The following is a 19,736-nucleotide window of genomic DNA, read 5'->3' as shown; positions in this document are numbered from 1 at the left end:
AGACTACCATAGCCTGGATACTCATTCTGGAGGTAGATCATGCGCATTTTTCTCACCGGCGCGACCGGTTTTATCGGCTCGCGTATTCTCACGGAACTACAGGCCGCCGGACATCAGGTCATCGGCCTCGCGCGCTCTGACGCCAGCACCGCTGCCCTGAAGGCCGCCGGCGCTGAGGTGCAGCCCGGCACGCTGGACAGTCCAGAAACGCTGCTGGCGGCGGTTAGCGCTGCCGATGCGGTGATCCACACCGCCTTCGATCATGATTTCAGCCGCTTTGTCGCCAACTGCGAAAAAGACCGTCGGGTCATTCTCGCCATCGGTAACGCGCTGGCGGGCCGGCGTTGCCCCCTGATTATCACTTCAGGCACCGCCATGGGCGACGCTGACGACGGAGAGCCGGCGAGCGAGACCAACTTCAATCCCGGGCACCCAAACCCGCGCGTGGCCTCAGAACTCGCCGGCAACCAGCTGCTGGACGCCGGCGTGGACGTGCGGGTGGTGCGCCTGCCGCAGGTTCATGACACTGTCCGCCAGGGGCTGCTGACGTACTATATTCAGCAGGCCGCCGAAAAAGGGGTCGCGGCGATCGTCGGCGAGGGCAATAACTGCTGGTCGGCCGGGCATATCACCGATGCGGCCCGGCTGTATCTGCGGGTGCTGGAACGAGGTGAGAAAGGTCGGCGCTATCATGCCGTTGACGAGGAAGCGGTGCCCTCAAGGCTGATTGCCGACGTGGTGGCAGAAAAGCTGGGCATTCCGCTTAAATCGTTAAGCGCCGAACAATCTGTGGCGCATTTCGGCTGGTTTGCCACCTTTGCCAATATGGATTTACGCGCCACTTCCGCCCTGACCCGCCAGCAGCTCGGCTGGCAGCCTCAAGGCCCAACGCTGCTCGACGATCTGAATAATATGGACTACCGAGGCGTGACAACGTCACGATAAGCTCAGGCGAGCTGCCGTCGCCGTCCCGCTTTACCGCGCTCCGAGGCCCCTCCCGGCCACCGGAGCGCGCTCGCTCCCGGAGAGTTAAGCAGCACGGTTAAAGATTTGTAACTGGTAAGATGTGCTAATGTGAATTATCATCTGCGCCATCATCTTTCAATGGACTGAAAACACACATGATTCCGGTTAATATTCATACTCTTAGTCGCTATGCGGCGCATGTCAGCTTGACCCATACGATGAAAAGCCATCGCTCGCCGGCGCTCTCCGTGATGATGATTTTTTCGGATCTGTGTATTCGCTCAACCCGCGACGCCTATCACCAGCAGGGCTGGGAAATTACCGAGAAAAGAAGCGGACTGGTGCTGCGCACCTTTGTCGCCGTACATCACAACGGCGCCGAGTTAGAAATCACCCCTAAAGACTATATCGGACGCTATAATCGGCTGCTGCCGCTGGACTGACCCCGTCCTTTTAACCGCCATCTGACCTCGCGCCTGCCGGCGAAAATCTCCTAAAAAAAAGACAAATAAAAAAGGCGATTGTCGTATGTTTGTAAGCTTAAGGGTGTATAACTGGGCTCGGACGCCACCAAAGCTAAGACGAGGTGCAGTTGTGGGAATCATTAAAGCCAGCAGTTTAGAGCAAGCAGAAGCGCTCCTGAAGTCCGGTGAACCCATTAAGATCGAGCTTGATTTTGAGCTCGACTCTGATGCGTTTTTTAACTTTGCTATGGAATATTGCACCAACGGAACCAAACTCACCCGCAACGACGATCGTTTCGTGGTTTCACGTAAGAAAGTCGCTTCCTGAATGAGCTAACCTGCGCCATTTTTAGCCTCCGTGCGGCGCGACCTGCGGGATCCAGAAAAGAGAGTAAGCGTTAGCCAAAAAATTGATGGCTAACGCATTTTCACCGCCAACAGCGTAATAAGGTAAACACGGGACTTCATAGAGGGTTAAACCGTGAAAAAGTTACTGATATGTTGCTTGTTTGGTGAAACCGCCGGTATTTTAGCGAAAAGAATGCAAAAAATAGCCGATGCGCAGGATCTGGATCTGTTAATTAGCGCCGTGGGTATTGAGAACTACCCGAGCGTGGCCCCCGCCTATGACTGCGTGCTGGTCGCGCCTCACATTCAATATAAAATAAATGAATTCACCCACGCGCTGAACCATCATCAGGAGATTGCCGTTATCGAGAGCTTACCTTATGCATCTTTCGATGGCGAAAAGGTGCTGAAGTTTGCCATCGCCCATATGCCACAATCGCTTTTCTAATATTGCCGTAGCCTTATGTACGCGACGCCGTGCGGATTGACAGTGGATATGCGATCCGCACCGATTTAGTACCACATCACGCTTTGTGCGTTCGGCATAACCTCGCGTCTTCCCTGCTCGCCAGCCTTATCTGGCTCAGGACCTCGTTCGTCACCTGCCCTATACAACCCGACAGCGCAGCGCCACTTCCACCCGCCGTGTGCCTCTGATAAAAAGGGAGGTGCCTTTCGCCGCTATTGGCAATTATACTCATAGTGCCTGCCGCATATTTCAGGGAACCTGGCACAACATCCCACGGTGGAAAAATGAGCATAAAAGAAAAAAAGATCGCCATTATGTGCATTGTCTCTTGTTTATTTATTGGCTATCTTTGCATGAAAATGGCGCTTTATACTTTTGATAAAAATAAAACCGAACAATATTCTAAAACAATATTAACCAGAACTATTTTAGTCATAAAACAAATCGATGAAGTTTATGCTGACGCGGATCGAATATCGCCAAGCCGGCCCTGCTCAGCAGATTATCTAAGCAGCATCCGGGCGCTTTTATGGTCTAAATCGCTGCTGAAAGATATTGCCTATATCGACGGCAAAAGCATGCGCTGTTCGGCGCTGTGGGGAACCTTCTCGCCGGCAGAGAATATTACCAACACGCCTGCCGATATTATCTATCGCGGCGGAAGGTGGTATCTCGATAAAGCGATAAATCAGGAATTCAAAGCCAGCATTTATGCCAAAGGCAATCTTGCTATCACCGTTTCTCCGTTCATCTTCAATCGCTTCACCTCTGACCCGGAAAACAAAAGCGTCAGCGCCATCGTGGGTAACTACGATCACAGCCAGCACATCTTTTTTATCGGCAACGAGACCGCAGCGGTGTATGACACCGAGCACGGCGGCGAGCGTTATAAAAAATACGCCTTATCCAGATCCTGCAGCAGAGAGTACGACCTTTGCGTGGTCTCCGGCATGTCCCTGCACGGTATCAACGATATCCCATGGGCCATACGGGCCGCCGCGCTCATACTCTCGACGCTGATTGGCGTCCTGCTCTCGATCAGCATCAACCTCTACATCCGTAAAAAAAGCGCGATCCTCACCCGGCTCCAGTACGCGCTGCGTAACGATCGGTTCAGCATCGTCTATCAGCCGATCGTCTCGCTGGATCGCGGAGAAACGGTGGGCGTTGAAGCGCTAATACGCTGGAAAGATAATGAGCTGGGCGTTATTCCCCCGGACGTGTTTATTCCCCTGGCGGAGAAGCTCGGGATGATTAACCAAATCAGCCACTACGTTGTCAAAAAATCAATTAATGAGCTGCATGACATTATAAATAACCACAAAATATACCTGAGTATTAACGTCAATTCCTCCGACCTGTTCTCTAAAGCCTTTAAAGACCATCTCGATACCGTCAGCAACAAGTTTAATATTCCGCCGCAGCTGATCGCCCTGGAGTTAACCGAGAGGCAGACGGCAAACCTTGCCAGCCTCGGTGAGAAAATTGCCCGCTTCCGCGCTGCAGGCTATCAGATTGCGCTTGACGACTTTGGCACCGGTTATTCCAACCTCGACTGGTTATCAAAACTGGCGGTGGATAAAATAAAAGTCGATCGTACCATTACGGAGTCAATTGGTACGGACTCAATTAATTCCGCCTTGCTCAATAACATCATCACGCTGCTTAGCAATATGCACAATCAGGTTATCTTTGAGGGCGTAGAGAAAGAGCATCAGAAACGCTTTCTTGAACAGCGAATACCGCAGGCCAACGTTCAGGGATGGTATTACGCCAAACCCATGAGCGCCGGCGAGCTGAAGAAATATCTCTTAGCTGCCAGCAATCCGGCTGCCAACGGTCCGCCGCCATAACATCCCGCCGACGGCCGGTCATCAAAGCCCTAAGTCGTTGCTAACTGGAGAAGTTAGCCAGAAAAAGATACCATGTCTCACCAGACAAGGCTGCGCCCGGCGCACCCAAACTCAAGCGCCTTATATTTTGCGGCATTTGCCGCTGGCGCAGCCAGAGCGGATGACCCGCCATGCCGTGCATGAAAATTTAAAGAATCTGAATGTGTCCAAAAATACGTCAGCCCTCTGCCTTTTGACCCGTAGCTGGCCCGCAACAGAGCGAAAGATGAATCCGATCGCCTTATCTGGCCAGGCGCACGTCCGTCTGTCGGGCGCTTTGCTGCTGATGCTGAACCCTTTTTTATCGTCGTCCTGCCCCGGAGTGAGAATGCCTGGGTGGTTTACGGGATATACTCAAGGTGGAACCCGGCGCGGTCAGGATCGGGCCAGAGCGTTGAGCGGTTCACCACCAGGCACCGCGGCTAACGACGTCTCAGGACGATAAAGGTGATGAGAAATGTCATTGAATATTAATAATACAGAGCGTTGCTCTGGAATCATAAAACCACTATGCGCCTGAAACTATGCTCTCTACTGGCAGCCGTATCGATGCTGTGCGGGCAGGCCGTTGCCGCCCCCGCGCTGCCTGCTCACGCCGATATTCGCGATAGCGGTTTTGTCTACTGCGTTAGCGGCCAGGTTAATACCTTTAACCCGCAGAAAGTCAGCAGCGGCCTGATTGTCGATACCCTGGCCGCCCAGCTCTACGATCGTCTGCTCGACGTTGACCCTTATACCTACCGTCTGGTGCCCGAGCTGGCCGAAAGCTGGGAGGTGCTGGACAACGGCGCCACCTACCGCTTCCATCTGCGCAGCCACGTGCCTTTCCAGACGACGTCGTGGTTTAAGCCCAGTCGCGCCTTTAATGCCGATGACGTCATTTTCACCTTTAGCCGTATCTTTAATCGCGACCATCCGTGGCACAACGTTAACGGTAGCAGCTTCCCCTATTTCGACAGCCTGCAGTTCGCCGACAGCGTGGAGAGCTTACGCAAGCTCGATAACCGGACCGTCGAATTCCGCCTGAAGCGCCCGGACGCCTCGTTCCTCTGGCACCTGGCGACCCACTACGCATCCGTTATGTCCGCAGAGTATGCAGACCAGTTAACCAAAAGCGATCGTCAGGAGCAGCTCGACCGCCAGCCGGTGGGCACCGGCCCGTTCCAGCTGGAAGAGTATCGCTCGGGCCAGTACGTTCGCCTGCAGCGTCACCCCGGCTACTGGCGCGGCAAACCGCTGATGCCGCAGGTGGTGGTCGATCTGGGCTCCGGCGGCACCGGCCGCCTGTCGAAGCTGCTGACCGGCGAGTGCGACGTGCTGGCCTGGCCCGCCGCCAGCCAGCTGACTATTTTGCGCGACGACCCGCGCCTGCGCCTGACCCTGCGTCCTGGGATGAATATTGCCTGGCTGGCGTTCAATACCGCCAAGCCGCCGCTGGATAATCCGCAGGTTCGCCACGCCCTGGCGCTGGCAATCAATAACCAGCGTCTGATGCAATCTATCTATTACGGCACCGCGGAAACCGCCGCGTCGATGCTGCCCCGCGCCTCCTGGGCCTACGATAACGAAGCGAAGATAACCGAGTACAACCCGACCGCCGCCCGCACCCAGCTCAAAGCGCTGGGGCAGGAAAACCTCACGCTGCGGCTGTGGGTGCCTACCAGCTCGCAGGCCTGGAACCCCAGCCCGCTGAAAACCGCCGAGCTGATTCAGGCCGATATGGCGCAGATTGGCGTGAAGGTGATCATTGTACCGGTTGAGGGACGTTTTCAGGAGGCAAGGCTGATGGATATGAACCACGACCTGACCCTTTCCGGCTGGGCTACGGACAGTAACGACCCGGACAGCTTTTTCCGCCCGCTGCTGAGCTGCGCGGCCATTGCCTCGCAGACCAACTTCGCCCATTGGTGCAACCGCGAGTTCGACGAGGTGCTGCAAAAGGCATTAACCTCGCAGCAGCTGGCTTCGCGCATTGAGGCCTATAAGGAGGCGCAGCATATTCTCGCCCGCGAACTGCCGGTGCTGCCGCTCGCCTCGTCGCTGCGTTTACAGGCCTACCGCTATGATATGAAAGGTTTGATCCTGAGCCCGTTTGGTAACGCCTCCTTTGCCGGCGTTTCGCGGGAGAAAAAAGACGATGTGCAAAAAGACGACGTCAAAAAAGATGAGGTGAAAAAACCATGATCATTTTTACCCTGCGACGCCTGCTGTTACTGCTGGTCACGCTCTTTTTTCTGACCTTCGTCGGCTTCAGCCTGAGCTACTTTACGCCGCACGCTCCGCTACAAGGCGCGTCGCTGTGGAACGCCTGGCAGTTCTGGTTCACCGGGCTGCTGCACTGGGATTTCGGGGTCTCCAGCATCAACGGCCAGCTGATTTCACAGCAGCTAAAAGAGGTCTTCCCGGCCACCATGGAGCTATGCATTCTCGCCTTTGGCTTTGCGCTGCTGGTGGGGATTCCCGTCGGAATGCTGGCCGGCATTATGCGTAACAAATGGCCCGACACCCTGATTAGCGCCCTGGCGCTGCTCGGCTTTTCGATTCCCGTTTTCTGGCTGGCGCTGCTGCTGACGCTGTTCTTCTCCCTGACGCTGGGCTGGTTCCCGGTCTCCGGGCGTTTCGATCTGCTCTACGAGGTCAAAACGGTGACCGGGTTTGCGCTGATCGACGCCTGGCTGTCCGATTCGCCGTGGCGTCATGAAATGATCGTCAGCGCCGCACGCCATATGGTGCTGCCGGTTCTGACCCTTGCCGTAGCGCCAACCACCGAAGTGATTCGCCTGATGCGCATCAGCACCAGCGAAGTGTACGACACCAACTACGTAAAGGCCGCCGCCACCCGCGGCGTGTCGCGGCGAACGATTCTACACCGTCACGTGCTGCATAATGCCCTGCCGCCGGTTATTCCGCGTCTGGGGCTGCAATTTGCCACCATGCTGACGCTGGCGATGATCACCGAAATGGTCTTCAGTTGGCCGGGGCTGGGCCGCTGGCTGATCAACGCTATTCGTCAGCAGGATTACGCCGCCATCTCGGCGGGCGTGATGGTCATCGGCGCGCTGGTCATTACCGTGAACGTGCTATCTGATATTCTGGGAGCTATGGCTAACCCTCTGAAACATAAGGAATGGTATGCCTTACGATAGCGTGTACCTGGAGAAGCGCCCCCCGGGAGCGCTGCGCACCGTGTGGCGCAAATTCTACGGCGACACCAGCGCCATGATCGGCCTGTATGGCTGTGCCGGGCTGATTCTGCTGTGCGTTTTTGGCGGCTGGTTTGCCCCTTACGGCATCGATCAGCAGTTCCTCGGCTACCAGCTGCTGCCGCCCTCATGGTCGCGCTACGGCGAGGTTTCGTTCTTCCTCGGCACCGACGATCTCGGACGCGACGTCCTGAGCCGTCTGCTGAGCGGCGCGGCGCCCACCGTCGGCGGCGCGTTCGTCGTCACCTTCGGTGCCTCGCTGTTTGGCCTGGTGCTCGGCGTGATTGCCGGTTCGACCCACGGCCTGCTGTCGGCGATGTTGAACCACGTCCTCGATACCCTGCTGTCGATTCCGTCGCTGCTGCTGGCGATTATCGTCGTCGCCTTTGCCGGACCGCATCTGAGTCACGCCATGTTCGCCGTCTGGCTGGCGCTGCTGCCGCGCATCGTGCGTTCGGTCTATAGCATGGTGCACGATGAGCTGGAAAAAGAGTACGTTATTGCCGCCCGGCTCGACGGCGCCTCAACGCTGAATATTCTCTGGTTCGCGGTCCTGCCCAATATCACTTCCGGGCTGGTGACCGAGATTACCCGCGCACTGTCGATGGCGATCCTCGATATTGCCGCGCTGGGCTTCCTCGACCTCGGCGCGCAGCTTCCTTCTCCGGAATGGGGGGCGATGCTCGGCGACGCGCTGGAGCTGATTTACGTGGCTCCGTGGACGGTGATGCTGCCGGGCGCCGCCATTATGATTAGCGTCCTGCTGGTTAACCTGCTGGGCGACGGCATCCGCCGCGCAATTATCGCCGGGGTGGAATAATGCCGTTACTCGATATTCGCAATTTAACCATCGAATTCAAAACCAACGAAGGCTGGGTCAAAGCCGTCGATCGCGTCAGCCTGACCCTGACCGAGGGCGAAATTCGCGGGCTGGTCGGCGAATCAGGTTCCGGTAAGAGCCTGATTGCCAAAGCGATATGCGGCGTAACCAAAGACAACTGGCGAGTCACCGCCGACCGCATGCGCTTCGACGATATCGACCTGCTGCGGCTCTCCAGCCGCGAACGCCGCAAGCTGATTGGCCACAACGTGTCGATGATCTTCCAGGAGCCGCAGTCCTGTCTCGACCCCTCCGAACGGATCGGCCAGCAGCTGATGCAGAACATTCCCGGCTGGACCTTTAAGGGCCGCTGGTGGCAGCGTCTCGGCTGGCGTAAACGTCGGGCGATAGAGCTCCTGCACCGCGTGGGTATCAAGGATCATAAAGACGCGATGCGCAGTTTCCCCTACGAGTTAACCGACGGGGAGTGTCAGAAGGTGATGATCGCCATCGCCCTTGCCAACCAGCCGCGTCTGCTGATCGCCGATGAGCCGACTAACGCGATGGAACCCACCACCCAGGCGCAAATTATCCGCCTGCTGACGCGGCTGAATCAGAACAACAGCACCACTATTTTGCTGATCAGCCACGACCTGCAGATGCTGAGCAAATGGGCGAACAGAATCAATGTCATGTACTGCGGGCAAACCGTGGAATCAGCGCCGAGCGAAGAGCTGGTCACCACGCCCCATCACCCCTACACCCAGGCGTTAATCCGCGCGATCCCCGATTTTGGCAGCGCGCTGCCGCACAAAAGCCGCCTGAATACCATGCCCGGAGCCATTCCGCTACTGGAGCAGCTGCCGATCGGCTGCCGCCTTGGGCCGCGCTGTCCGTACGCCCAGCGCAAGTGTATCGAAACGCCGCGCCTGACCGGCGCCAGAACGCATCTGTACGCCTGTCATTTCCCGCTGAACATGGAGAAAGAGTGAAATGGTCGAAACGTTGCTCGAAGTCCGCAATCTGAGTAAGACCTTTCGCTACCGTACCGGCTGGTTTCGTCGTCAGACGGTGGAAGCCGTCAAGCCGCTGAGCTTTACGCTGCGCGAGCGCCAGACTCTGGCGATCATCGGCGAGAACGGCTCGGGGAAATCCACGCTAGCGAAAATGCTGGCCGGCATGATTGAGCCGACGTCCGGCGACCTGCTAATTGACGATCACCCGCTGGCATTCGGCGACTACTCGTTCCGCAGCCAGCGTATCCGCATGATTTTCCAGGATCCGTCAACCTCGCTAAACCCGCGCCAGCGCATTTCGCAGATCCTCGACTTTCCGCTGCGCCTGAATACCGAGCTTGAGCCGGAGGCGCGGCAAAAGCAGATTATTGAGACGCTGCGGATGGTCGGTCTGCTGCCGGACCACGTCAGCTACTACCCGCATATGCTGGCGCCGGGGCAAAAGCAGCGTCTTGGCCTTGCGCGCGCGCTGATCCTGCGGCCTAAGGTCATTGTCTGCGATGAGGCGCTGGCGTCGCTGGATATGTCGATGCGTTCACAGCTGATCAACCTGATGCTGGAGCTGCAGGATAAACAAGGTATTTCATATATCTACGTTACCCAGCATTTAGGCATGATGAAGCATATTAGCGATCAGGTTCTGGTGATGCATCAGGGGGAAGTGGTGGAGCGCGGCAGCACCGCTGACGTGCTGGCTTCGCCGCTGCACGATCTGACCAAGCGGCTAATCGCCGGCCACTTTGGCGAAGCGCTGACCGCCGACGCGTGGCGCAAAGACGGTAAATAGTCCCTCAATCACCCGGGTAAGGCCGGCGCCTTACCCGGGCCTGTTACTTATCGGTTCCCGCAGGCGCGTTCTCAGCCCGGAAGTATGGTTTGCGCCGGCAGCTCCCGCCGGTCAAAGCGATGCAGCGAGTAGTACAGCAGTCCGGTGGCGAACCAGCCGATAATCCACGACACGTCGTTACCGGCGAATATCCACGTCAAAGAGCCGTGGAACAGCGGGTTCTCGATAAACGGCAGCTGGATAAGCACCCCCACCACGTAGATGGTTATGGCGTAAATATTCCAGTAGCCGTAGCGTTTTTTCGGGTCAGACAGCGCGGGAATATCCACGGTGCCGGCAGAGATAAGATAGTAATCGGTGAGGCTAATGGCGCTCCACGGAACGAAGAACGCCAGCAGGAACAGCAGGAAATGGGTGAAGTTCTTCAGAAACGCCGGCTCGCTCAGCAGGGCGATAATGCACGATATTGACACCATCAGAACCACGAAGATGAGACGCGATCTCTGCGATAGCGACGTCTGGCTGCGAAAGCCGGAAACGATGGTACTCAGCGACATAAAGCTGCCGTAGGCATTGAGCGTCGTGAAGGTGATTTTGCCGAAGCAGATCGCAAAGTAGATAACTATCGCCATCACCTGGCTTTTACCTAATCCCACGATAAAGCTCACTTCATGCCCGGGGAAAGCGCTGCCGGCAATGGCCGCCGTCAGCACGCCCAGCGTCATTGACGCCTGGGTGCCAAGCACCGTACCGCTAAAGACGCAGAAAAAGGTTTTCGCACCCGATACGTTGCTCGGCAAATAGCGCGAGTAGTCGGAAACGTACGGGCAGAAGGCTATCTGCCACGACGAGGAGAGCGACACGGCCAGCAGGAACATCGGCAGGGAGAAATGGCTATTCTGCGCGATGGCCGTCAGGTCTGCGGAGAGCAACAGCGTAACAAACAGATAGGCAAACGCCAGCACACCAACGATGCTCGCCACTTTGCCCAGCTTATGGATCACCCGATAGCCCAGCACGGCAATGACGATGATAATCGCGCTAAACAGGAGCATGCCGGTGACGTTTGAGACCGACAGCAGCCTTGCCATCGCCTGCCCGGCAAGGACGGTGCCGCTGGCGGAAAAGCCAACGTACATAATGCAGACCAGCACCAGCGGAACCACCGCGCCAAAAACACCAAACTGCGCGCGGCTGATGATCATCTGCGGCAGCCCCAGGCGCGGGCCCTGCAGGGCGTGCAGCGACATCACCGCGGCCCCCAGAACCTGCCCCAGCAGCAGGCCAATCAGCGACCACACCACGTCACCGCCCAGCACCACGGCCAGCGCGCCGGTGACGATAGCGGTAATCTGCAGATTGCCGCCAAACCACAGCGTAAACTGGCTGAAAGGATGTCCATGTCTCTCGCCTTCAGGGATAAAATCGATCGAGCGCGTTTCCGTTATGCGCTGTTCACTGCCTTTTGACTGCCCATCTGTTGAAGAAAAAGAAGACATAGTTTCCTCGCTATAATCGGTTTCCAACCGCCAGGGACCCTGGTTTCTTGCATCTACGCGCATTGCCGTAGGGCCCGCGCATATAACAGCTCATGTATATACAAGCATTGACAACCATACGCACCGTGCACATGATAAATTTGTGATGAAGATGTAAGTATTTTGTGTGATTAAAATAAACAAAAACGCAACATCTCATCGCAGCCCAACGAGTGCTATGCGCGCCCCTAACCGCCAGCCAGCAGAGGTCTCAACTCCGATGATCGTCTCTTTTCAGCTATCCTCCCTGCCCGTCACGCCGTGGAAAAACGGCGGCGGCGAAACCCGAGAAATCGTCAGCGTGCCGTCGCCTGATGCGCCGTTTCTCTGGCGGGCCAGCATCGCCACTTTACAAAGCGACGGACCGTTTTCGCCTTTTCCGGGCGTAGATCGGGTGATAATGCTGATAGACGGCAGTTCGCTGTGGCTGCGCGGCGGAGATATCGCCCATCACCTGCACCTGTGGGAGCCGTGGGCCTTTGCCGGCGAATGGCCGCTGGCCAGCGAGGGGATTTCGCAGCCGGGGCTGGACTTCAACATCATGACCCAGCGTAGCCGGGCCACGGCGCAGGTGAGCGTGGTATCCACCGCGCGGCGGCCCGGCGCGGCGGGAGTCGCCTGGGTGCTGCAAGGACGCTGGCAGTTGGGGGAGCAGCTGCACGCTGCCGGGAGCGGCATCTGGTGGCAGGATACGCCGCCGGGGGAGCTTCTCCCGCACTCCGCCGACGCCAGGCTGCTGCTGGCGAGCCTGAGCGTACGTTAGCCGCATTTCGCCCGGAGAACGGCGCCGAACGCCCGCGATATCCGGTGATATACTGGAGAGTACGCGATGGCAGGGATACGATAAGCCGCCTGCGCTAACCGTGAAGGTTGACGCCCATGAACGCAGCGGCAGCGCCGATGTCGCCCGCTGGATGTCGGCTATTGCTGAAAAATAGCGTGACACAGGGGGTCGTCAGTGGGATATAATTCTCGGCTAAATTTGAGTTATTTTGAAATAACAACACTAACCACATGATTGTTAAAGTAAAAATAAGCAATAACGATAAGGATTAAAGCTATGGGTTTTCTTTCCGGTAAGCGCATTCTGGTGACTGGCGTTGCCAGCAAACTGTCCATCGCCTACGGTATTGCACAAGCAATGCACCGTGAAGGGGCTGAACTGGCGTTCACCTATCAGAACGACAAACTGAAAGGTCGTGTGGAAGAATTTGCTGCGGCACTGGGTTCCAACATCGTACTGCCGTGCGACGTGGCTGAAGATGAGAGCATTGAGTCTCTGTTCACCGAACTGACTAAAGTATGGCCGAAATTCGACGGTTTCGTTCACTCAATCGGTTTCGCACCGGCCGATCAGCTGGACGGCGACTACGTTAACGCGGTAACCCGTGAAGGTTTCAAAATCGCTCACGACATCAGCGCCTACAGCTTTGTGGCGATGGCGAAAGCCTGCCGCGAGATGCTGAACCCGGGCTCCGCCCTGCTGACGCTCTCCTACCTGGGCGCAGAGCGCGCAATCCCTAACTACAACGTGATGGGTCTGGCTAAGGCGTCTCTGGAAGCGAACGTACGCTATATGGCGAACGCGATGGGTCCGGAAGGCGTTCGCGTCAACGCCATCTCTGCCGGTCCGATCCGTACTCTGGCAGCATCCGGGATTAAAGATTTCCGTAAAATGCTGGCCCACTGCGAAGCCGTCACCCCGATTCGTCGTACCGTGACCATCGAAGATGTCGGCAACAGCGCAGCGTTCCTGTGCTCTAACCTCTCTGCGGGCATCTCCGGTGAAGTGGTTCACGTTGACGGCGGCTTCAGCATTGCCGCTATGAACGAGCTGGAACTGAAATAAGTTCTTTACCCTCCTCACGCCCGTGAGGAGGGTTTTACTCTGCTGCTGCTGACGACCTTTCGCGCCATCTCTCCCGCTCTGTTATTCCAATCAGCTATTTGTTAGCACGTATCAATATTTTCTCCTGCTCCAGGGTTACGCCAGGATAGTTATGCATAGATGGCCCACAGAAGTGCGGCCGGACACATATCGATCAAGGAACGCCCATGGAGCAACGCCGCGTGTATGGCAAAAACCACTGGTATCACGAGACCCAGTCAACAATCTGCCCGGTGGATGTATTACCGCTCGTCCCTGAAGCCGCGTATGTCGAAGACCGTTTTTTACTCGACCTGACGTTGCCCGCAGAGCTGCTCCACGCGCATGCGGGCTGGCTGGCGCCGGCACGATGTTTGGCCGACGCGCTCTTTCCGACCTCCGTGACGGCGAATCGTCTGCAAACTTTTAGCGCCTACGATCGTCTGAGCACGGCGCTAACCGTCGCGCAGGTCTATGGCGTGCAGCGGCTGTGTAACCACTATGCGGCGCGCCTGGCGCCGCTGCCGGGCCCGGACTCGTCCCGCGAGAGCAATCGTCGTCTGGCGCAGATCACGCAGTATGCGCGCCAGCTGGCCAGTTCGCCCTCGGTCATTACCGCCCTCTCTCGCAGCCAGCTGGACGAAGTGGGATTAACCAGCCGCGATATTATCCTGATTAACCAGATTATCGGTTTTGTCGGCTTCCAGGCCCGCGCGATCGCCACCTTCCAGGCGACGCTGGGCTTTCCGGTGCGCTGGATGCCGGGAATGCCGCAGCAGGAGGATGCGCCGGCAGAAGACTTTGCCGCCGCCGACGTCGACTGGCTGGCCGACGTCAACGACAGCGACCTGCGCTACGCTAACGACGAGAGGCAGGCACGGCTGGTCTGCTGGCAGCAACATCCCGGCCTCGCCGAGCTGGCGCCGCTGCTGGCGGTCCACGATGCTATCCTCAGCGCGCAGGATGAGCTGCTTACCCGACTGAGTGAAAATCAGCCGTTTGCGCCGCTGGTCGCGCTGATTGCGGCACGGATCAACGGCAGCGTTAGCTGCTTTAACGCCTGGGAGCGAGAATGGTCCGGCTCGCCGGCGTTTCCTGAGGCGCTCCGCCACGACGATCGTGCGCTTCAGGCGTGGGGCGAAAGGCATCCATCCGAGCGCGCAATCTATCTGGCGGTGCAGCTGTTAACCCGCTCCCCCGACCGCTTCAGCGCCGCTCAGCTAACGCCCCTCACTGAATACGGGCTTTCCCGAACTCAGGTTATCGATATTCTGGCCTGGTGCGGGCTATGCGGCTGGATCAACCGGCTGAAAATCGCCCTCGGCAATGTTGGTCAACGGACGTAAAATGCCAAACAGCGCTTGCTGCAACAGGCATAATCGCGTAAAAATGACAGCCGCTCTTTTAGCCACGAAAATACCAAATTATGTTTCAGGACAACCCGCTGCTAGCGCAGCTTAAACAGCAACTGCATTCTCAGACTCCTCGCGTTGAAGGGGTCGTTAAGGGTACGGAAAAAGGCTTTGGCTTCCTCGAAGTTGACTCGCAGAAAAGCTATTTCATTCCGCCGCCGCAAATGAAAAAAGTGATGCATGGCGATCGTATTACCGCCGTGGTCCATACTGAAAAAGAACGTGAAAGCGCGGAGCCGGAAGAGTTGATCGAGCCTTTCCTGACGCGTTTCGTTGGTAAAGTGCATAAGAAAGACGATCGCCTGTCTATCGTTCCCGATCATCCGCTGCTGAAAGATGCCATTCCGTGCCGCGCCGATCGCAGCGTCAGCCACGATTTCAGCGAAGGTGACTGGGCGGTTGCCGAAATGCGCCGTCATCCGCTGAAAGGCGATCGCGGTTTCTATGCCGAATTAACCCAGTTCATCACCTTCAGCGACGACCACTTCGTGCCGTGGTGGGTCACCCTGGCGCGCCATAATCTGGAAAAAGAAGCGCCAGACGGCGTGGCTACCGAGATGCTGGACGAAGGGCTGGAGCGACGCGACCTGACGGCGCTGGCGTTCGTGACCATCGATAGCGCCAGCACCCAGGATATGGACGATGCGCTGTATGTGGAAGCCGCCGCTGACGGCAAGCTGCAGCTGACCGTCGCGATCGCCGACCCGACCGCCTGGATCGCAGAAGGCAGCAAGCTGGACGACGCGGCAAAAATTCGCGCCTTCACCAACTACCTGCCGGGCTTTAACATCCCGATGCTGCCGCGCGAGCTTTCCGACGACCTGTGCTCGCTGCGGGCCGACGAAATGCGCCCGGTGCTGGCCTGCCGCATGATCCTCTCGGCCGACGGTACGATTGAAGACGATATTGAATTCTTCGCCGCCACCATTGAGTCGAAAGCGAAGCTGGCCTACGACAACGTCTCCGACTGGCTGGAGAATAGCGGCAGCTGGCAGCCCGAAAGCGAAGCCATCGCGCAGCAGATTACCCTGCTGCAGGACCTGTGCCTGCGCCGCAGCGAATGGCGTAAAACCCATGCGCTGGTGTTTAAGGACCGTCCGGACTACCGCTTCGTGCTGGGTGAGAAAGGTGAAGTACTGGATATCGTTGCCGAGCCGCGCCGTATCGCCAACCGCATCGTTGAAGAGTCGATGATTGCCGCCAACATCTGCGCCGCTCGCGTGCTGCGCGACCGCCTGGGCTTTGGCGTTTACAACGTGCATACCGGCTTCGATCCGGCCAATACCGAACAGCTGGCCGCGCTGCTGAAGACCCACGACGTGCACGTCGATCCGCAGGAAGTGCTGACCCTTAACGGTTTCTGCAAGCTGCGCCGCGAACTGGACGCACAGCCGTCCGGCTTCCTCGATAGCCGCATCCGTCGCTTCCAGTCCTACGCCGAAATCAGCACCGAGCCGGGCCCGCACTTCGGCCTTGGCCTCGAAGCCTACGCCACCTGGACCTCACCGATTCGTAAGTACGGCGATATGATTAACCATCGCCTGCTGAAAGCCATCATTAAAGGTGACACCATCGCGCGCCCTAATGATGACGTAGCGGTGCAGATGGCAGAACGCCGTCGACTGAACCGGATGGCCGAACGCGATGTTGGCGACTGGCTGTACGCGCGCTACCTGAGCCCGAACGCCGGCACCGATACGCGCTTTGCGGCGGAAATTATCGATATCAGCCGCGGCGGCATGCGCGTGCGCCTGGTTGATAACGGCGCGGTCGCCTTTATCCCGGCACCGTTCCTGCACGCCGTTCGCGATGAGCTGGTCTGCAGCCAGGAAAACGGCACCGTGCAGATTAAAGGTGAAACCGTCTACAAGGTGACCGACGTTATCGACGTGAAGATTGCCGAAGTCAGAATGGAAACGCGCAGCGTGATTGCCCGGCCGTTCGCCTGATATTGCACCTCAGCGGCTCCCAACTCAGGGAGCCGTTCTTTTTAGCCCATCCCCGTTCCCCGCCCGCGCCTGCGCTAAAAACCTCCAGATGAGATAGGTTGTGCGATCTTTTCACTTCTCTTTTGCATCCGTTTTTTGCATCATTGATTTCATTCGCTTTTGTACCCAGGATAATACTATGTCTGATCTGAATGCCCGCCTGCTCGCCCAACGTATCGATACCGTGCTGGATATTCTGGTTGCCGGGGACTATCACTCCGCGATTCACAATCTGGAGATCCTCAAGGCGGAGCTGCAGGCTCTTGTTAACGATGAGCCGGAAAGCAAGCCCGGTCAGCCGAAAGCCCCCTGGGAAATCTGACAGCCCCTCGCGCCGCAGCCGACCGTACAGCGTCGCTTGCCCGTAAAATAGCCCTCTAACTGTGATGTTGCTATGAACGCCCGACAACAAAGTATTTTGCAAATGGTCATCGATAAAGGCCGCATGAGCGTGGCCGATCTCGCGAAAATGACCGGTGTCTCTGAAGTGACCGTACGTCAGGATTTGAATCTGCTGGAAAAGCAGAGCTATCTGCGTCGTACCCACGGTTTTGCCGTGCCGCTGGATAGCGAGGACGTAGAAACCCGCATGATGACCTATTTCGCCATTAAGCGTGAGCTGGCTATGCGGGCCGCTGAGCGGGTTTCGCCCGGCGAGACGGTATTTATCGAAAACGGTAGCTGCAACGCCCTGCTCGCCCGGACGCTTGCCGAGCGTGGCGATATCACCATCATTACCGTCAGCAGCTATATTGCTCACCTGCTGAAAGAGACGCCTGGCGAGGTGATCCTCCTCGGTGGGATCTACCAGAAGCGCAGCGAGAGCATGGTCGGTCCGCTGACCCGGCAGTTTATCCAGCAGGTCCATTTCAGCAAAGCGTTCATTGGCATCGACGGCTGGCAGCCAGAGACCGGCTTTACCGGGCGGGATATGATGCGCGCGGACGTGGTTAACGCGGTGCTGGAGAAAGGCTGCGAGGCAATTGTGCTAAGCGACAGTTCAAAATTCAGCGTCGTACACCCTTACCCGCTCGGCCCGGTTGGGCGCTTTGATCGCATTATTACCGATAGCAACCTGCACGATAGCGCCCGCCAGCAGCTGGCTGACAGCGGTTTAACCGTCGATATCGTCAACGTCGCCTGATCCGTCCCCTCGTCTATTCCTTTCTTCGTCGCCCACTCAGGTGGGCGCAGGCCGCGCCGCGCCACGTCTGAGAGTATTCCGAGCCCCCAATTCAGACTATTTACCTGCCGGTAAAATTTAAAAAAAGTAGAATTATTGTTAGCGATATAACAGGAAGTGACTATCACCTGCGTGATTAAAGTAACACCTGCGCAACTAAACTTCATGGAATAGCCCTTAACTCATAGTTCACACTATGCTTTAAAGGAAGTTGTATCCATGAATAGATTATTCAGGAGAAAAATATGATGACTTCAATGAGCAAAAAAATGGCTGCGGCAGTTCTGGCTGTGACAGTGGTAATGTCGCTGAGCGCGTGTTCTAACTGGTCAAAACGCGATCGTAATACCGCCATTGGCGCCGGTGCTGGCGCACTGGGCGGCGCGGTATTAACCGATGGCAGCACCCTGGGTACCCTGGGCGGCGCAGCGGTCGGCGGGATTATCGGTCACCAGGTAGGTAAATAAGTTTTAAATCAGTTCAAATAAAAAATAACTGCTCGCAGATTTTCTGACTTACGCACCGGAAAAAATCAGGGCCACGGTATTTACCGTGGCCCTGTTGTTATTATCAGCCGCCGGCCAGCTTGACCTTCATACCCTTAGCTTCGAGCAGCGATTTTATCAGGTCGCGCTTATCGCCCTGAATTTCAATCACCCCCTCTTTTACCGACCCGCCGCAGCCGCATTTCTTTTTCAGCTCAGCGGCCAGCTTCGCCAGCGCGTCATCGTCCGCGTCAATGCCAACGATCAGGCATACGCCCTTACCTTTACGGCCGCTGGTCTGGCGCTGAATACGCACCACGCCATCGCCTTTAGGGCGTTCGACAACCTGCTTCGGCTCATCGATACGTCCACTCTCCGTCGAGTAAACCAGACGGCTGTTGGAATCGCTCATTAGGCCCCCTTATTCAGCGATGCATTAATCTGGCGTAAGGTCGCCGCCGGGTCGGCAGACTGCGTCACCGGACGGCCGATAACCATATAGTCTACGCCCGCGGCCTGCGCCTGCTCCGGCGTCATAATGCGGCGCTGGTCGCCCGCATCGCTGCCCTCGGGACGAATGCCGGGGGTCACCAGCTTAAACGCCTGGCCCAGCTCCTGTTTGAAGCGCGCCGCTTCCTGCGCCGAGCAGACGACGCCATCAAGGCCGCAGCGTTGGGTCAGCGCCGCCAGCTTGGCCGCATGGTCGGCCGGAGAGAGCGTAATACCCAGCTCCTGTAAATCACCGGCTTCCATGCTGGTCAGCACGGTGACGGCAATCAGCAGCGGCGCATCTTTGCCAAACGGCAGCAGGGCTTCGCGCGCCGCGGTCATCATCCGCGCGCCGCCGCTGGCATGAACGTTGACCATCCAGACGCCAAGCTCGGCAGCCGCCGCAACGGCATGAGCGGTGGTGTTAGGGATATCGTGAAATTTGAGATCGAGGAAAACTTCGAAATTACGCTGGTGCAAATCGCGGACAAACTGCGGCCCCAGCAGCGTAAACATCTCTTTGCCAACCTTGAGGCGGCAGTCCCGCGGATCGATGCGGTCGACGAACGCCAGCGCCTTATCGCGGTTATCATAATCGAGAGCCACAACAACGGGAGAGGATGTGACAACGCGAGAAGAAGATGTAGCAGTAGACGTCATGACCAGACCTTAATTGTTGATGGGCGCCGGGCTCGGCGCAAAAAAGGTAAACGGGCAGCATTCTACCTGCGATAAGGAGAAAATAACAGGCTGCGTTTCAGCGCCTGCCAGACAATGGCGGCGCAATGGTCTAACGACAGCGCGGTGCA

General features: G+C 57.2%; 20 protein-coding genes. 17 read left to right on the top strand and 3 right to left on the bottom strand.

Going from position 1 to position 19,736, the window contains the following annotated elements:
* Nucleotides 1–39: 39 nt before the first annotated feature.
* From GVK32_RS15285 to sapF, 10 genes are all read left to right on the top strand, one after another.
* Nucleotides 40–945, top strand: a complete 906-nt coding sequence (locus tag GVK32_RS15285; protein ID WP_159869373.1) for an SDR family oxidoreductase — start codon at nt 40–42, stop codon at nt 943–945.
* Between the two features lie 176 nt (nt 946–1,121).
* Nucleotides 1,122–1,409, top strand: coding sequence for a hypothetical protein (locus GVK32_RS15280; RefSeq protein ID WP_159869370.1), 288 nt, complete (start codon nt 1,122–1,124; stop codon nt 1,407–1,409).
* A gap of 151 nt (nt 1,410–1,560) precedes the next feature.
* Nucleotides 1,561–1,758 carry a hypothetical protein gene (locus GVK32_RS15275; RefSeq protein ID WP_041145211.1) on the top strand — a complete coding sequence of 66 codons (198 nt, stop codon included), beginning with the start codon at nt 1,561–1,563 and terminating at the stop codon, nt 1,756–1,758.
* Nucleotides 1,759–1,911: 153 nt separating this feature from the next.
* Nucleotides 1,912–2,226, top strand: a complete 315-nt coding sequence (locus tag GVK32_RS15270) for a PTS sugar transporter subunit IIB (protein ID WP_041145210.1) — start codon at nt 1,912–1,914, stop codon at nt 2,224–2,226.
* A 305-nt stretch (nt 2,227–2,531) separates the two neighbouring features.
* Nucleotides 2,532–4,100, top strand: coding sequence for an EAL domain-containing protein (locus GVK32_RS15265; RefSeq protein WP_159869367.1), 1,569 nt, complete (start codon nt 2,532–2,534; stop codon nt 4,098–4,100).
* 549 nt (nt 4,101–4,649) lie between these two features.
* On the top strand, nt 4,650–6,323 hold the full coding sequence (gene sapA, locus GVK32_RS15260) for an ABC transporter substrate-binding protein SapA (protein WP_159869364.1): 1,674 nt from the start codon (nt 4,650–4,652) through the stop codon (nt 6,321–6,323).
* Nucleotides 6,320–7,285, top strand: a complete 966-nt coding sequence (gene sapB / locus GVK32_RS15255) for a putrescine export ABC transporter permease SapB (protein WP_041145208.1) — start codon at nt 6,320–6,322, stop codon at nt 7,283–7,285. Before sapA ends, sapB begins: the two co-directional genes overlap by 4 nt.
* Nucleotides 7,272–8,162: a putrescine export ABC transporter permease SapC gene (gene sapC, locus GVK32_RS15250; RefSeq protein ID WP_045855078.1), complete on the top strand. Its 891-nt coding sequence runs from the start codon at nt 7,272–7,274 to the stop codon at nt 8,160–8,162. Before sapB ends, sapC begins: the two co-directional genes overlap by 14 nt.
* The gene (gene sapD, locus GVK32_RS15245) at nt 8,162–9,154 is read left to right on the top strand and encodes a putrescine export ABC transporter ATP-binding protein SapD (protein WP_159869361.1); all 993 of its coding nucleotides are present in this window, start codon (nt 8,162–8,164) and stop codon (nt 9,152–9,154) included. Before sapC ends, sapD begins: the two co-directional genes overlap by 1 nt.
* Before the next feature lies 1 nt (nt 9,155).
* Nucleotides 9,156–9,965: a peptide ABC transporter ATP-binding protein SapF gene (gene sapF / locus GVK32_RS15240; protein ID WP_123707659.1), complete on the top strand. Its 810-nt coding sequence runs from the start codon at nt 9,156–9,158 to the stop codon at nt 9,963–9,965.
* Nucleotides 9,966–10,036: 71 nt separating this feature from the next.
* Here the strand turns inward: sapF and GVK32_RS15235 are convergent, their stop codons facing one another.
* Entirely contained in the window at nt 10,037–11,413 is a 1,377-nt protein-coding gene (locus tag GVK32_RS15235) for a cytosine permease (RefSeq protein ID WP_200842897.1), read from the bottom strand.
* A gap of 310 nt (nt 11,414–11,723) precedes the next feature.
* On the opposite strand from GVK32_RS15235, the gene GVK32_RS15230 reads away from it, so the two are divergent.
* The 7 genes from GVK32_RS15230 (at nt 11,724) to osmB (ending at nt 18,420) form a co-directional block, all read left to right on the top strand.
* Nucleotides 11,724–12,266: a HutD family protein gene (locus GVK32_RS15230; protein ID WP_159869576.1), complete on the top strand. Its 543-nt coding sequence runs from the start codon at nt 11,724–11,726 to the stop codon at nt 12,264–12,266.
* A gap of 297 nt (nt 12,267–12,563) precedes the next feature.
* On the top strand, nt 12,564–13,352 hold the full coding sequence (gene fabI, locus GVK32_RS15225; RefSeq protein ID WP_041145198.1) for an enoyl-ACP reductase FabI: 789 nt from the start codon (nt 12,564–12,566) through the stop codon (nt 13,350–13,352).
* Between the two features lie 206 nt (nt 13,353–13,558).
* The gene (locus GVK32_RS15220; RefSeq protein ID WP_159869355.1) at nt 13,559–14,716 is read left to right on the top strand and encodes a carboxymuconolactone decarboxylase family protein; all 1,158 of its coding nucleotides are present in this window, start codon (nt 13,559–13,561) and stop codon (nt 14,714–14,716) included.
* Between the two features lie 80 nt (nt 14,717–14,796).
* Entirely contained in the window at nt 14,797–16,731 is a 1,935-nt protein-coding gene (locus tag GVK32_RS15215) for an exoribonuclease II (RefSeq protein ID WP_159869352.1), read from the top strand.
* A 178-nt stretch (nt 16,732–16,909) separates the two neighbouring features.
* Nucleotides 16,910–17,092 (top strand): hypothetical protein, encoded by a 183-nt coding sequence (locus GVK32_RS15210; protein WP_159869349.1) that lies wholly within the window; start codon nt 16,910–16,912, stop codon nt 17,090–17,092.
* A 72-nt stretch (nt 17,093–17,164) separates the two neighbouring features.
* Nucleotides 17,165–17,914, top strand: coding sequence for a DNA-binding transcriptional regulator YciT (locus tag GVK32_RS15205; protein WP_159869346.1), 750 nt, complete (start codon nt 17,165–17,167; stop codon nt 17,912–17,914).
* Between the two features lie 287 nt (nt 17,915–18,201).
* A complete protein-coding gene (gene osmB, locus GVK32_RS15200) occupies nt 18,202–18,420 on the top strand; it encodes an osmotically-inducible lipoprotein OsmB (protein WP_032688354.1) in 219 nt (72 codons plus the stop codon).
* 103 nt (nt 18,421–18,523) lie between these two features.
* Here osmB and yciH read toward each other — a convergent pair whose 3' ends face one another.
* Nucleotides 18,524–18,850 (bottom strand): stress response translation initiation inhibitor YciH, encoded by a 327-nt coding sequence (yciH, locus tag GVK32_RS15195; RefSeq protein ID WP_159869343.1) that lies wholly within the window; start codon nt 18,848–18,850, stop codon nt 18,524–18,526.
* Nucleotides 18,850–19,587, bottom strand: a complete 738-nt coding sequence (gene pyrF, locus GVK32_RS15190) for an orotidine-5'-phosphate decarboxylase (protein ID WP_123551333.1) — start codon at nt 19,585–19,587, stop codon at nt 18,850–18,852. The genes yciH and pyrF overlap by 1 nt, the downstream gene beginning before the upstream one ends.
* Nucleotides 19,588–19,736: the final 149 nt, after the last annotated feature.

This window comes from Klebsiella sp. 18074 (assembly GCF_902705905.1).
GTDB classification, from domain to species: Bacteria; Pseudomonadota; Gammaproteobacteria; order Enterobacterales; family Enterobacteriaceae; genus Klebsiella; species Klebsiella terrigena.
Note: the sequence above shows the minus strand (reverse complement) of the source record. Positions and strands in the feature narration are given on the sequence as shown.